The following is a 13734-nucleotide window of genomic DNA, read 5'->3' as shown; positions in this document are numbered from 1 at the left end:
GGCGAACCCTGACACGGATACCGTGACCAGCACAGTTGACACCACCGCAGTGGCCGCGGCGACCCCGGAAACGAGCCAGCCGTACGTCGAACTCGGCCTCGCCGAAGACGAGTACGCGCGGATCCGGGAAATCCTCGGCCGCCGGCCCACCGACGCCGAGCTCGCGATGTACTCGGTGATGTGGAGCGAGCACTGCTCCTACAAGTCCTCGAAGAAGCACCTTGGCTACTTCGGCGAGACCGCCACCGACGAGATGAAGGCCAAGATGCTGGCCGGCATCGGCGAGAACGCGGGCGTCGTCGACATCGGCGACGGCTGGGCGGTCACCTTCAAGGTGGAAAGCCACAACCATCCGTCCTATGTGGAGCCGTACCAGGGCGCGGCCACCGGCGTCGGCGGCATCGTGCGCGACATCATGGCGATGGGCGCGCGGCCGCTCGCGGTGCAGGACGCGCTGCGCTTCGGCCCGGCCGACGCGCCGGACACCAAGCGCGTGCTGCCCGGCGTGGTCGCGGGCGTCGGCGGCTACGGCAACTGCCTCGGCCTGCCGAACATCGGCGGCGAGCTGGTCTTCGACCCCTCCTACGCGGGCAACCCGCTGGTCAACGCGCTGTGCGTCGGCGCGATGCGCGCCGAGGACCTGCACCTGGCGTTCGCGTCCGGCGCCGGCAACAAGATCATCCTGTTCGGCGCGCGCACCGGCCTCGACGGCATCGGCGGCGTGTCCGTGCTCGCCAGCGACACCTTCTCCGGCGACGAATCCGCGGCGGGCCGGCGCAAACTGCCCAGCGTGCAGGTCGGCGACCCGTTCACCGAGAAGGTGCTCATCGAGTGCTGTCTCGACCTGTTCCGGGAGAAGCTGGTCGTCGGCATCCAGGACCTCGGCGGCGCCGGGCTGTCCTGCGCGACGTCCGAGCTGGCCGCGGCCGGTGACGGCGGCATGCACATCTACCTCGACCGGGTTCCGTTGCGCGCCACCGGGATGACGCCCGCCGAGGTGCTCTCCAGCGAATCGCAGGAGCGCATGTGCGCGGTCGTCTCGCCGGAGAACGTCGAGGCGTTCATGGCGGTCTGCGCCAAGTGGGACGTCATCGCCACCGACATCGGCGAGGTCACCGACGGCGAGCACCTCGTGATCACCTGGAACGACGAGATCGTGGTCGACGTGCCCGCGCACACCGTCGCGCACCAGGGCCCGGTGTACGACCGCCCGATCGAGCGCCCCGCGTTCCAGGACGGCCTCATCGCCGACACCTCCGCGAAGCTGCCGCGTCCGTCGACGCCCGAGGAGCTGCGCGCGGACTTCCTGAAGCTCATCGCGTCGCCGAACCAGGCGTCGAAGGAATGGGTGACCGCGCAGTACGACCGCTACGTGCGCGGCAACTCGGTGCTGTCCCAGCCGTCCGACTCGGGCATGATCCGGATCGACGAGGACAGCAACCGCGGCGTCTCGGTGGCCACCGACTGCAACGCGAAGTTCGTCTACCTCGACCCGTACCGCGGCGCGCAGCTCGCGCTGGCCGAGGCGTACCGGAACGTCGCCACCGGCGGCGCGACCCCGGTCGCGGTGTCCGACTGCCTCAACTTCGGCGCCCCGACCGACCCGGGCGTGATGTGGCAGTTCGAGCAGGCCGTGCACGGTCTCGCCGACGCGTGCGTCGAGCTGGGCATCCCGGTCACCGGCGGCAACGTCAGCTTCTTCAACCAGACCGGCGACACGGCGATCCTGCCGACCCCGGTGATCGCGGTGCTCGGCGTGATCGACGACGTCACTCGCCGCATCCCGACCGGGATCGGCGCGGAAGCGGGCGAGACGCTGCTGCTGCTCGGCGACACCCACGACGAGCTGGACGGTTCGGCCTGGGCCCGCGAGCTGCACGGCCACCTCGGCGGCGTTCCGCCCCGCGTCGACCTGGCCCGCGAGAAGCTGCTGGCCGACGTCTTGGTGGCCGGTTCGCGCGACGGCATGATCTCCGCCGCGCACGACCTCGCCGACGGCGGTCTCGCCCAGGCCCTCACCGAAACCGTCCTCATTGGACAGTGCGGGGCCCGGGTGTTCCTCGACCGCGACCAGGACCCGTTCGTGCAGCTGTTCTCCGAGTCGTCCGGCCGCGTGCTGGTGGCGGTCCCGCGCACGGAGGAGCTGCGGTTCACCGAGATGTGCACCGCGCGCGGCCTGCCGTGGCGCAAGACCGGTGTCGTCGACCCGGATTCCGGCACGCTGGAGATCCAGGGCATCACGGAGTTCAGCCTCGAAGAGCTGCGCGAGACCTGGGAGAAGACGCTTCCGGCGCTGTTTGACTGAGGCCTCGTGAGTGCCGGTGCCGACCGGCGCCGGCACTCACGACCGGAAGGTGACCACCTCCGCCAGCGACGCCCGCGGGATCGCTGGCCGAGGCTCGTCCGGATCGGCGTACCCGATCGACATGCCGCATCCGAGGACATGACCGGCGGGCGGTTCCGCGATTTCCGTGACGCTCCGGTGGTAGCGGCCCCACGCGATTTGCGCGCAGCTGTCGAGGCCTTCGGCACGCAGCAGCACCATCACGGTCTGCAAAAACATCCCCGCGTCCAGCCATTGCGGGGGAAGCATCTGCTCGCTCAGATAGCAGAACAGCCCGACCGGAGCGCCGAAGAAGTCCCAATTCCGGACGCGGACCCGCTCCCGGCCCGCGCGGTCCTCCCGCGCGATGCCGACCGCGCCGTAGCGCAGCGCTCCCAGCTCCTCGATCCGCCGTGCGTACTGCTCGGGCAGCGTTTCCGGATAGGGCAGCACCTGCGGCGGATCACCGGTGTCGCCGTCGGTGATGCGCTCTCGGACCAGGTATTTCAGCTCGGCCAGCTTCGCGCCGGACAGGACGTACACCCGCCACGGCTGCAGGTTTCCCCCGGAGGGCGCGCGCAAGGCCGTGGTGAGGACTCGGGTCAGGACTTCGTCGGGCACCGGCTTGTCGAGAAAGCCGCGGACCGACCGCCGGGAGCGCACCGCTTCGTAGACGTCCACGGTTTTTTGATGCTACTCAGATCGGCACCGCGACATATCCGCCATTCCGAGGTTCCAGCTTCCAGCCGTCCGGCAGCTGGAGTTCCGCCGAATCCGCGAAAGTCGCCCCGTCGAACAGGACTTCCTTCGCGAAAGTCGCACCCTTGAAGGTGGTCGGGCCCCTGAACGCGGTGTCGGAGAAATTGGTCCGCTCCGAGAACGCGGTGCCGGAGAACCAAGCCCGATCGAGGAAAGTCGCGTTGCGGCAACGGAAAACCCCGATCAACCGACCGCGTCCGGTGCCTGCGGTGGTGAAGTAGACCTGCCCGGTGAAGACGGAGTTGCTGAGATTCGTGCTGCTGTACAGCGAGGCGTGCCGCAGCAGCAGGCCGCCGATCCGACGGCGGGAAATGTCGAAATACTCCAGCACCGCGCCGGTCAGATCGAGGTCCGGACCCGGTCCATCCACATCGGACGGTGGCAGCAGATCGCGGACCAGCCGTTGCGCGGTGAGCCGCACCTGCAGCTCGCGTTCCTCTTCCGGCGTGCCGCTCTTTTCCGGGTTTTCGTATCGGCTGTGGGTGAACGGCCGCCGCAGATAAGAACACAGCACGTCCAGCACGGTCTGCCGATATTCCGGCCGCGTCCGCGCCAGCCCGGCCAGCGCGTGCAGCGCCCCCACGCGCACCTGATCGGCCTCGTGTCCCAGCAGTTCCACCGACTTCGCGAACCGCTCGTCGGAGATCCGTTCGCGGTCGACGTCGTGCCGCTGCTGCTCGATCACCTGCCGCGCCTCCTCGACCCGGCGACGGCGATCGTTGAGCCACAACGCGTACAACGCCACGACCGCGCCACCGGCGAGACCGGCCGTTTTCAGTGCGTCACTGCGGCTCGTCGCGGGGTCGGTGAGCAACCAGCCACCGACCCCGCACAGCAGTGCCACGGACGCGATCAACGTCCACAGCAGCGGCGAGCGCACCGGGTCAGAACGCCAGGATCAGGTACAGCCCCACGCAGTAGCCGCCGCCGCGGTTCATGATCACCATCGTGCCGCTGGCGTCCTTGCCCGACAGCGTGCCGGTGATCCGGGCGCTCGTCGTGGCGCTGCCCGCGGTGACCTTGCCCAGCGTGAGCTGCGGGTCGCCGCTGGTGGTCTCGTCGATGCTGCGCTTCGACATGCTCTCGGTGCCCTGGCAGGCCAGCGCGGTCGCACCGGCGGCGTCCTTGGCGTTGAGCTTGGCGAGGAAGTTGTCGATGACCTGCTTCGCCTCGCCCGAGGCACCGCTCGAGCCGGGGTCCTCGCTCGAATCCGTCGACGGCGACGACGAGTCGCTCGGCAGCGGGGCCTCCGAGGACTGGGACGGAGCCGGGGCCGGCGGCTGCGCCTGCGAGCTGCCCTTGTCGTCCTTGCTCAGGAAGAACCCCGGCGCGACGAACCCGGTGATGCCCAGCGCGACCACCACGACGACCGCGACCGCGATGCCGATCCACAGCCCGGTCTTGTTGTTCTTCGGCGGCTCGCCGCCCGGTCCGCCCGGGTATTGCTGCTGGTCCCAGCCCTGCTGCGGGAACTGCTGGGTACCCGGGTACGGCTGCTGCTGGTACCCCGGGTACTGCTGCTGGGCGTTCGGGTCCCAGCCCTGCTGCGGCTGCTGCTGGGCGTTCGGATCCCAGGCGGGCTGCTGCTGGTGCTGGGCATTCGGGTCCCAGCCCGGCTGCTGCTGGGCCTGGTTGGGGTCCCACCCCGGCTGCTGCGGCACCCCGCCCGAGCCGGGCTGCTGCCAGCCCTGGCCGTAAGGATCCCCGCCCTGTCCGGGCTGCGGTGGGTAAGTCATCTCCGGTTCCGCCTTCCTGCTGCACCGACTCGCGCCGCGGTCTGACGCCCCGCCGGCTCAGGCGGTTCCGTCTCCGCCCCAGGTCTGCATTGTGCAAGGCGGGTAAAGCTCGCACAAAAGCGGCTCCCGGCCGCCCCGCCCGGCAGGAGGCGGGGAGAACCGGGAGCCGCGTCGGTGCGCGCCGCTGCGGTCAGCCGTTGGACAGTGCCTGCAGCCGGTCGTAGGCGCCGTTGAACGTGTCCTGGTCCAGCGGGCTCGAGGTGTACTGCCACACGGTGTAGTAGCCCCAGTTGTACGGGAGCGTTCCGGCCGAGGACGCGTACCGCGCGATCCACAGCGGCGCGGTGCTGGAGAAATCGCCGCCGGCACACTGGTTCCACCAGTTCGTCGACGTGTAGATCACCGGCCAGCGGCCCGTCCTGGCGTGATAGGTGTCGTGGAAGTCCTTGATCCACGCGGTCATCGACGCCTTGCTCAGGCCGTAACAGGTCGCGCCGTACGGGTTGTACTCGATGTCGAGCACGCCGGGCAGCGTCTTGCCGTCGCGCGACCAGCCGCCGCCGTGCGAGACGAAGTAGTTCGCCTGCGTCGCGCCGCTGGAGGTGTTCGGGGTGGCGAAGTGGTAGGCGCCCCGGATGAATCCCTGGTTGTAGGAACCGTTGTACTGCTGGGCGAAGTACGGGTTCGTGTAAGTCGTGCTTTCAGTGGCCTTGGTCCACACGAACCGCTTGCCCTGGCCCCACCAGTTGCCCCAGTTGACATTGCCCTGGTAGCCGGACACGTCGATGCCCGCGACTGTGGCCGCTACCTGGTTCGGCAGCGCGGCCGCCGGTTGCGGCTGCTGCGCGGCGGCTTTCGTGTCGGGGGTGGACTGATCCCCCTCGACCCGCCGGATCTGCGAACCCATGGTGTGGTTGTTCGCCTGGATGTCGGCGTTGACGTCGTTGATCTCCCGCGCCGAAAGCGGGGATTCGGCCGGGGCGGCCGTCGCCTCCGTCGAAGCGCCGAGCAGGAGCGCGACAACGGGGACGGTCAGAGCGGACAGCAGCGCGGTGCGCCGCCCTCTTCGGGAAGTGGACATCGTCGATCCCTTCACAGATACCCTCGCGGAGGGCGGCTATGTGCAGGTAGCCGCCACGGGGGAGATTCTTGAGGACGAATCGTCGTTTGTCATCAAGTTCCGTGAAGATGAATGGTCGAGTGGGTGATTTTCATCGGGCGGTGATGACTAATTCGTGACAACGTCACGAATGTTCACCCGAATGCCAGATTGCGCAGCGCTGTTTGGGTTCCGTTGAGCCAGTTCTGGTCTCCTGGCAGGGTCCCGCTGTTCGAGAACTGCCAGATGGCGTGCTGTCCCCAGCCCGCGGGGAGCTCGCCGATGAAGGAGTTGTAGCGCGCGATCCAGAGTGGATTCCCTCCGAAAGAAGGGTTGTTTCCGGTGCAGCGTTTCCACCAGCTTGTCGAGGTATAGATCGTCGGCAGCCGTCCGGTGCGGGCGCGATAGGTGTCGGAGAACGCGCGAACCCACGCGACCATCCCGTTCGCGTCCTTGCCGTAACACGTTTCGCCGTAGGGGTTGTATTCCATGTCGAGTGCGCCGGGAAGCGTCTTGCCGTCGGCCGACCATCCGCCGCCGTGCGCGAGGAAGTAGTTGGCCTGCGCCGCGCCGTCGGACACGTCCGGCCGCGCGAAGTGGTAGGCGCCGCGCACGATCCCGACTTGGTAGGAACCGTTGTACTGCTGGGCAAACTGCCCGCTCACGAACCCGGTGCCCTCGGTCGCTTTCACGTACACGAACTTCGCGCCCGCTCCGGCCGCGGCGGGCCAGTCGACCGGACCCTGGTGTCCGCTGACGTCGTGCCCGAGGTACTGATCCGCCGTCGTGTAGGAGATGTTCGGCGCTCCCAGCACGCCTTCGTGCTTCGCGATTTGCGAACCGGCGTAGTTGTCCGCGGCCCCGGCGTAGCTCGGCGCGGCCTCCGCCGTTTCGCACAGGGACGTGCCGGTGATCCCGGCGAAGAGAACCGCGCTCCAGCGCAGCAGCAGATGACGCTTCACCCAGGACTCCTCACCGGACGCGTGTACTCCTACTGCGTCACGATGCCCGGGTGCGCGGATTTCGGCGAATCATGATCACTCGGCAGAGTGGTCCGCCCAGGTCAGCGCCGTTCTTCGGCCAGCGCCTTCATCAGGTGCTCGGCCGGCACGACCGCGGTGATCAGGTCGTGCGGGTTGACCGCGAGCGGATGTCCGGCGAGCAGCCCGACGATGTCGCGGCCGAGCACCGCGCGGGCGTGCGGCCATTCGCGCGGCACCAGCGACTTCGCCGTGTACGCCGGGACCATGACCCGGCCGTCGGCGTTGTGGAAGCCGATCACCGTGCGCTGCACCGGGGACAGGGCGTAGACGAGCAGCGTCGAATCGAGGATGACGCGCGGCAGGTCTTCGGCGGGCCGGTGCTCGGTGCGGACCATCTGCAGCAGCCGCTCGAGGTCGTTGCGCGGCTCGGGAAAACCGAGCGCCTTCGGCGAGGGCCGGTACCGGTCGTTGGGGTGGAAGTCCTCGACGACCTCTCCGGTTCCGTTCACCGGGTACGCGCCGACGACCGCCCACGACGGCACCGGACCGCGAGCGTCGAAGGCCTCGTCGATGACATACAGCCAGCTGTTCGGATTCGTCCGCGCGTTGGCCCGCATCTCGGGAGTGATCTCGGGTTTTCCTTGCGGCCCGCGGCGCGGATACGCGTTCCGGCGCGCGCGTTTGCCCGCCGGGGTCCGGGAAACCATCCGATCTGCCTCGTCCCGCTGCGCCATCGCCGTCCCTCGGTGCCGGGTGCCTGAAACTCCGTTCGCGGCCACTCTACTGTTGTCGCATGGCCTCTTCGCGTTCGGTCGATCCCGCTCAGTTACGAGCGGCGGTGCTGGCCGTTTCGGACTGGTTGCGCGGCGACGGACCGGATCCGGCGCGCCCCGAACTGGCCGCCGCGGTGCGCGCGACCCTGCGGACCCTCGCCCAGGACGCGCCCGGCCACACCGTCGAGGTCCGGGTCCCGCCGTACGCCGCGGTGCAGTGCGTCGAAGGCCCGCGCCACACCCGCGGCACGCCGCCGAACGTCATCGAGACCGACCCGCGGACGTGGCTCGAACTGGCCACCGGCCTCCTGGACTGGGACGACGCGCTCGGCGCCGCGCGGGTATCCGCCTCGGGCAGCCGCGCGGACCTTTCGCACTGGCTTCCGGTCGTGCGGATCTGATTTTCCGCCGGAATTGTTCCCGCGGGTGTGTCTTCTCAGGCACACACTCCGTAGAATCCCCTGAACGCGGGCCTGTGCCACGCTGTCCGGGCAGTGCCATGCGTGTACTTTGGGTAGTCGGATTTCGTACGAGCGGCGATGGAAGGGCCCTGGTCATGAACGCGGTAGGCGTGTCCGCCGGCGAGCAGAGCCTCGGCCCGACAGCGCGCCGGATGATCCTCGGTTCGCAGCTTCGCCGGTTGCGCGAGGAAGCCGGGATCACGCGCCAGCAGGCCGGTTACAACATCCGCGGTTCGGAATCCAAGATCTCCCGGCTGGAACTCGGCCGCGTCGGCTTCAAGGAACGCGACGTCGCCGACCTGCTCACCATGTATGGCGTCTCCGACGACGAGGAGCGCAAAGCGTTCCTCGACATGGTCAAGCAATCGAACGAAGCGGGCTGGTGGCGCAAGTTCGGCGAGACGGTGCCCGGATGGTTCACCGACCTCGTCGGTCTTGAGGAGGCGGCGTCCCGGATCCAGATCTGGGAGCCGCTGTTCGTGTCCGGCCTGCTGCAGATCGAGCCGTACGCACGAGCGATCTTCAGCCACGGCCGCCCGGAGATGGCCGACGAACGCGTGGACCAGCTGGTAGCCCTGCGCATGCGGCGGCAGAAGATGCTGGCCCGCCCCGACGCGCCGCGGATCTGGGCGGTGCTCGACGAATCGGTGCTGTACCGGCCGATCGGCGGCCCCAAGGTGTTCCGGCAGCAGCTGGAATACCTGCTCGAGGTCACCACGCTGCCGCACGTGTCGGTGCAGATCCTGCCGTACTGCCGAAGCGGTCTGTCGGCCGAGCACGCGTTCTCGCTGCTGCGCTTCGCCGAGGCGGAACTGCCGAACATCGTCTACGTCGAGTACCTGACCGGCGCGCACTATCTGGACAAACGCGACGAGATCGAGAAGTACGGCCGAGCGCTGGACCTGCTGGCCGTGGACGCGGAGACCCCCGAGCGCAGCCGGGCCCGCATCGCCAAGCGCAAGGCCGAGATCTAAGCGCGGTCTCTCTTCACCGCACCGAGCATCGCCTCCAGTGAAATTCTCCGGAGGAAGAATCCCGCCCCCCACCATCCGGGCGAGCAGTAACCGAATAGCGAACGCCGACCCGCATTCTCATCACCGAGCGTGCATAAGTCCGGAAGTCTCTTTCCACTGACCCGGTTCCACGCCTTCCTGCTGCCGCGTGAGTCATCACGCTCAGTGTTTTTCATTCACCCGCTGCACCCAGCGGTAGCGAGTCACGAACGCGTTGCGTTATCAGACCGCCAATATCATTACTCAAGGTAATAATTAGCCCGTTCAGGTAGTGCTCGAATCACCTGTCCGGGAACTTCTACTGAACCGTGTCGTCACGCAGTGAGAAATTTGCAGAAAATTCTGCACGTGCATTTACCGCTGCATGCGCGCGTGCTAGCGTCAAAGTCGCGGGCAGATGCACATGCAGATTCCTGAGCTTTTCATCGTCCTTCCCGGAAGGTGGCATCATGGCTGAGCGGTTCGAGAACGGTATTCCGGCCGACCGTCTGACCGGCGCCCAGTGGCGCAAGGCGAGCTACAGCGGCGCGGTAGGCAACTGTGTTGAAGTAGCCCCGCTGACCTCGGGCGAGATCGCGATGCGGAACTCGCGCTTCCCGGAGGGCCCCGCGCTGGTCTACACGCGCGCCGAAATGGCGGCCTTCCTCGCCGGCGCGAAAGACGGCGAATTCGACGATGTCCTCGGCTGAGACCACCGTCGCCGGACCCGCCTTCGACGTCGAGCAAGGCCTGCAAAAGCTCATCGACCGCGGCTACCAGTTCGTCCACCCGACGGACGGAAGCGGCGAAGTGCAGGCCGTGGTCGGAGTGCGAGTCCACGACAACGTGGTGGACGTCGTCCGGCTCAATGCTGAGGACGACGTCGAGGCCACGCGCCTGCCTGGCGGCGAGCAGAACATCTTCGCCCCCGCGACCACTCTGTGGCGCTCGCGAGGCGAAGCAAGCCAGGTGCTGGGCGAAGTGCTGGCCCTCCCCGAGCGCCCGCCGGCCACCCTCACCGCAGCCTCCACAACCGGCTGCTGGGTCCCAGGCCGAGGCGGCCGCTCGAAGTGGCTAGCCGCTCGCTGATTCGCCCTCTCTCCCCGCGCTTGTCCCCACCGGTGCCTCCCAGATTTCAGGCCCCGTACGAAGTGGCCCAATCCACTTCGTACGGGGCCTGGTTCATTTCTGCCCCCGTCCCGCCGCCGCGCGTGCCTGGGCAGCTGCCGTGAGGTCCGCCCTCGCGGCAGCGGCGGCAATGCCAGGGACTTAAAGCGGCGCTGCGGATGCGGTTTGCCCAGGTCGAAGTATCTGGGCGGGGTCAGGCGTCCGTGAGGGGAACCTTGAGGGACTCAGAGTCCCTCAGGGTTCCCCTCACGACCCGCGCAACGCCGTGAGGGACCCCCTTCACGGACTTAGATTCCCTCAAGGGGCCCTTCACAGCCCGCCCGCTCACCGCCGCCGCGATGCCCCCAACGCCACATTGGGTGCGTCGCACGCACCCAATGCCACATTGGTGCACGAGCCCCACCCGCGACCCCAACGCGCCCACGCACCCCAGCCGCGCAGCCCTAAACCGCAATCCCGCACCCCCAACTCAGCCATGCAGCCACTCCCGCCCCGCACCCCGATACGAAGCCCAAATGCGGTCTGAGGGTGCTTGTCAAGGCATCTTTCCCGCCTTGACAAGCACCCTCAGACCGTCATCACAATCGGCTTCGGGGTGCCTGCCCAGGAAGAAACGGCAATGTCGCCGCCAGGCGACGAGCCGAGTGCCACAACGAGCACAAACGAAAGACCCCCGCTCCAAAACCAGATCACCGCTCCGCGACTCCCTCCCCCGTAGTGGTCAGAACCACGCCGCAACCCCCTTCCCCGCCCGATCCACCCCTTACACTTGGACGTGGCCCGCCCGCGTCTTCCTGGGAGCTCCTCGGTGGTTTCCGACCCCTCCGCCAGTCCTGCTCGACCCGAAGATCAAGATCAACCCGATCCGGAACCCCGTGAGGAGTGCGGCGTCTTCGGCGTCTGGGCTCCCGGGGAAGAAGTCGCCAAGCTCACCTACTACGGCCTCTACGCCCTGCAGCACCGCGGGCAGGAGGCAGCGGGCATCTCCGTCTCGGACGGCTCGCAGATCGTCGTCTTCAAGGACCTCGGGCTCGTCAGCCAGGTCTTCGACGAGCAGGTCCTGCAGTCCTTGCAGGGGCACATCGCCGTCGGGCACTGCCGGTACTCCACGACCGGAGCCACGATCTGGGAGAACGCCCAGCCGATCTTCCGCACCACGGACACCGGCAGCGGCCTGTCCTTCGCGCACAACGGCAACCTGGTCAACACCGCCGAGCTGCGCGATCGCACCGTCGCCGCGGGGCTGAAGCCGCACGCCGGGCTCACCGGGTCCTCCAGCGACTCCGACCTCGTCTGCGGCCTGCTCGCCGCGAACGCCGCCGACAAGGGCATCGAGGCCGCCGCGCTCGAGCTGCTGCCGACCCTCAAGGGCGCGTTCTGCCTGGTCTTCGCCGACGAGAACACCCTGTACGCGGCCCGCGACCCGCACGGCGTGCACCCGCTGGTGCTCGGTCGGCTGGAGCGCGGCTGGGTCGTGGCGAGCGAGACCGCCGCGCTCGACATCTGCGGCGCGTCGTTCGTGCGCGAGGTCGAGCCGGGCGAACTGATCGCCATCGACGCCGAGGGGCTGCGTTCCTCGCGGTTCGCGAACCCGGAGCCCAAGGGCTGCGTCTTCGAGTACGTCTACCTCGCGCGTCCGGACACGTCGATCGCCGGCCGCAGCGTGCACGCCACGCGCGTCGAGATCGGCCGGAAGCTGGCCGTCGAGCACCCGGTCGACGCCGACCTCGTGATGCCCGTGCCGGAGTCCGGCACCCCGGCCGCGATCGGGTACGCGCAGGGCTCCGGCCTTCCGTACGGCACCGGTCTGGTCAAGAACGCCTACGTCGGGCGCACGTTCATCCAGCCGTCGCAGACCATCCGGCAGCTCGGCATCCGGCTGAAGCTGAACCCGCTGCGCGACGTCATCCGCGGCAAGCGCCTGGTGGTGGTGGACGACTCGATCGTCCGCGGCAACACCCAGCGCGCGCTCGTGCGGATGCTGCGCGAGGCCGGTGCGCTCGAGGTGCACGTGCGGATCGCGTCGCCGCCGGTGCGGTGGCCGTGCTTCTACGGCATCGACTTCGCCTCGCGGGCCGAACTCGTCGCCAACGGCGTCGACCTCGACGGCATCCGCCGGTCGATCGGGGCCGATTCGCTCGGCTACATTTCGCTGGACGGCCTGGTCGCGGCGTCGGAGCAGCCGAAGTCGCGGCTGTGCACGGCCTGCTTCTCCGGCGAGTACCCGATCGCGCTGCCCGAGGACGCGCTCATCGGCAAGCACCTGCTCGAAAGCATGGACGCCGCAGGTGGCGCGGCCGCTCCCGTCAGTGCGGCCGGGTACGGTGCCGAAGACGCCGTCCGGCGTCCGTGAACCAAGCAAGTCCAGTAGGGAGTCCGCTTCCGTGAGCGAGTCCACGAGCGCCACGTACGCAGCCGCCGGGGTCAGCATCGACGCCGGTGACCAGGCCGTCGAGCTGCTCAAGCCACACGCCGAGCGGGCCACGAGGCCCGAGGTGCGCGGCGGGGTCGGCGGCTTCGCCGGGCTCTTCTCCCTCAAGCTCGACAAGTGGAAAGAGCCGATCCTCGCCTCCTCCACGGACGGCGTCGGCACCAAGATCGCGGTCGCGCAGGCGCTCGACAAGCACGACACGGTCGGCATCGACCTGGTCGCGATGGTGGTCGACGACCTCGTCGTCACCGGGGCCGAGCCGCTGTTCCTGCAGGACTACATCGCGGTCGGCAAGGTCGTGCCGGAGAAGATCGCGGCGCTGGTCGGCGGCATCGCCGAGGGCTGTGTCCAGGCCGGTTGCGCGCTGCTCGGCGGCGAGACCGCCGAGCACCCGGGCCTGATGGGCGAGCACGACTACGACCTGTCGGCCACCGGGGTCGGCGCGGTCGAGGCGTCCGCGCTGCTGTCGCCGGAGAAGGTCCGCCCCGGTGACGTCGTGATCGCGATGGGCTCGTCCGGGCTGCACTCCAACGGCTACTCGCTGGCCCGGCACGTGCTGCTGGACATCGCGCGGATGCCGCTGGACGGGCACGTCGAGGAGTTCGGCCGCACCCTCGGCGAGGAACTGCTAGAGCCCACCAAGATCTACGCGAAGGACTGCCTCGCGCTGGTCGCCGAGACCGAGGTGCGCACGTTCGCGCACATCACCGGCGGCGGCCTCGAGGCCAACCTCGCGCGCGTGATGCCGCGCGGTCTCGTCGCCAAGCTCGAACGCGGCACGTGGACGCCGGCCTCGGTGTTCGCGCTGATCGGGCAGCGCGGCAAGGTCGAGCGCGCGGAGCTGGAGAAGACGTTCAACATGGGCGTCGGCATGGTCGCGATCGTGTCGGCCGAGGACGTCGACCGGGCGCTGGCGGTGCTCACCGCGCGGCACGTGCCCGCGTGGATCCTCGGCGACGTCCAGCCCGCCGAAGACCCGGACGGCCCGCGCGCGGTGCTGTCCGGCGACCACCCGCGGTTCTGAAAGCCGCTTGCCACGTCTTGAGACA

General features: G+C 68.6%; 14 protein-coding genes. 8 read left to right on the top strand and 6 right to left on the bottom strand.

Features of this window, described 5'->3' with window-relative positions; all coding sequences use genetic code 11:
• Window positions 1–22 precede the first annotated feature (22 nt).
• On the top strand, window positions 23–2305 hold the full coding sequence (gene purL, locus ABZX37_RS32395) for a phosphoribosylformylglycinamidine synthase subunit PurL (RefSeq protein WP_354746009.1): 2283 nt from the start codon (window positions 23–25) through the stop codon (window positions 2303–2305).
• 36 nt (window positions 2306–2341) lie between these two features.
• Here the strand turns inward: purL and ABZX37_RS32390 are convergent, their stop codons facing one another.
• The 4 genes from ABZX37_RS32390 to ABZX37_RS32375 form a co-directional block, all read right to left on the bottom strand.
• On the bottom strand, window positions 2342–3004 hold the full coding sequence (locus ABZX37_RS32390) for a nitroreductase (protein ID WP_354746007.1): 663 nt from the start codon (window positions 3002–3004) through the stop codon (window positions 2342–2344).
• A 16-nt stretch (window positions 3005–3020) separates the two neighbouring features.
• Complete coding sequence (locus tag ABZX37_RS32385; protein ID WP_354746005.1) at window positions 3021–3962, bottom strand: pentapeptide repeat-containing protein; 942 nt, start codon at window positions 3960–3962, stop codon at window positions 3021–3023.
• A gap of 4 nt (window positions 3963–3966) precedes the next feature.
• Window positions 3967–4818: a hypothetical protein gene (locus ABZX37_RS32380; protein WP_354746003.1), complete on the bottom strand. Its 852-nt coding sequence runs from the start codon at window positions 4816–4818 to the stop codon at window positions 3967–3969.
• Window positions 4819–5008: 190 nt separating this feature from the next.
• Window positions 5009–5899, bottom strand: a complete 891-nt coding sequence (locus ABZX37_RS32375; protein ID WP_354746001.1) for a lysozyme — start codon at window positions 5897–5899, stop codon at window positions 5009–5011.
• Between ABZX37_RS32375 and ABZX37_RS32370 the strand changes: the two genes are divergently transcribed.
• Entirely contained in the window at window positions 5892–6026 is a 135-nt protein-coding gene (locus ABZX37_RS32370; RefSeq protein ID WP_344266254.1) for a hypothetical protein, read from the top strand. The two genes, ABZX37_RS32375 and ABZX37_RS32370, sit on opposite strands and share 8 nt — an antisense overlap.
• A gap of 46 nt (window positions 6027–6072) precedes the next feature.
• Here ABZX37_RS32370 and ABZX37_RS32365 read toward each other — a convergent pair whose 3' ends face one another.
• A complete protein-coding gene (locus ABZX37_RS32365; protein WP_354746070.1) occupies window positions 6073–6831 on the bottom strand; it encodes a lysozyme in 759 nt (252 codons plus the stop codon).
• A gap of 149 nt (window positions 6832–6980) precedes the next feature.
• Complete coding sequence (locus ABZX37_RS32360; protein WP_354745999.1) at window positions 6981–7634, bottom strand: type VII secretion system-associated protein; 654 nt, start codon at window positions 7632–7634, stop codon at window positions 6981–6983.
• Window positions 7635–7693: 59 nt separating this feature from the next.
• On the opposite strand from ABZX37_RS32360, the gene ABZX37_RS32355 reads away from it, so the two are divergent.
• The 6 genes from ABZX37_RS32355 (at window position 7694) to purM (ending at window position 13709) form a co-directional block, all read left to right on the top strand.
• Window positions 7694–8074 carry a sterol carrier family protein gene (locus ABZX37_RS32355; protein WP_354745998.1) on the top strand — a complete coding sequence of 127 codons (381 nt, stop codon included), beginning with the start codon at window positions 7694–7696 and terminating at the stop codon, window positions 8072–8074.
• 155 nt (window positions 8075–8229) lie between these two features.
• Window positions 8230–9108 (top strand): helix-turn-helix transcriptional regulator, encoded by an 879-nt coding sequence (locus ABZX37_RS32350; protein ID WP_354745996.1) that lies wholly within the window; start codon window positions 8230–8232, stop codon window positions 9106–9108.
• 488 nt (window positions 9109–9596) lie between these two features.
• Complete coding sequence (locus tag ABZX37_RS32345; protein ID WP_020664000.1) at window positions 9597–9836, top strand: DUF397 domain-containing protein; 240 nt, start codon at window positions 9597–9599, stop codon at window positions 9834–9836.
• Window positions 9823–10215, top strand: coding sequence for a hypothetical protein (locus tag ABZX37_RS32340; RefSeq protein ID WP_354745994.1), 393 nt, complete (start codon window positions 9823–9825; stop codon window positions 10213–10215). Before ABZX37_RS32345 ends, ABZX37_RS32340 begins: the two co-directional genes overlap by 14 nt.
• An 847-nt stretch (window positions 10216–11062) precedes the next feature.
• Complete coding sequence (gene purF, locus ABZX37_RS32335) at window positions 11063–12607, top strand: amidophosphoribosyltransferase (protein WP_344266235.1); 1545 nt, start codon at window positions 11063–11065, stop codon at window positions 12605–12607.
• 31 nt (window positions 12608–12638) lie between these two features.
• Window positions 12639–13709, top strand: a complete 1071-nt coding sequence (gene purM / locus ABZX37_RS32330) for a phosphoribosylformylglycinamidine cyclo-ligase (RefSeq protein ID WP_354745992.1) — start codon at window positions 12639–12641, stop codon at window positions 13707–13709.
• The last annotated feature ends 25 nt before the right edge of the window (window positions 13710–13734 follow it).

This window comes from Amycolatopsis sp. NPDC004079 (genome assembly GCF_040610415.1).
Classification (GTDB): Bacteria; Actinomycetota; Actinomycetes; order Mycobacteriales; family Pseudonocardiaceae; genus Amycolatopsis; species Amycolatopsis halotolerans.
The sequence above is the reverse complement of the archived record's forward strand: the minus strand, read 5'-3'. Positions and strand labels throughout refer to the sequence as shown.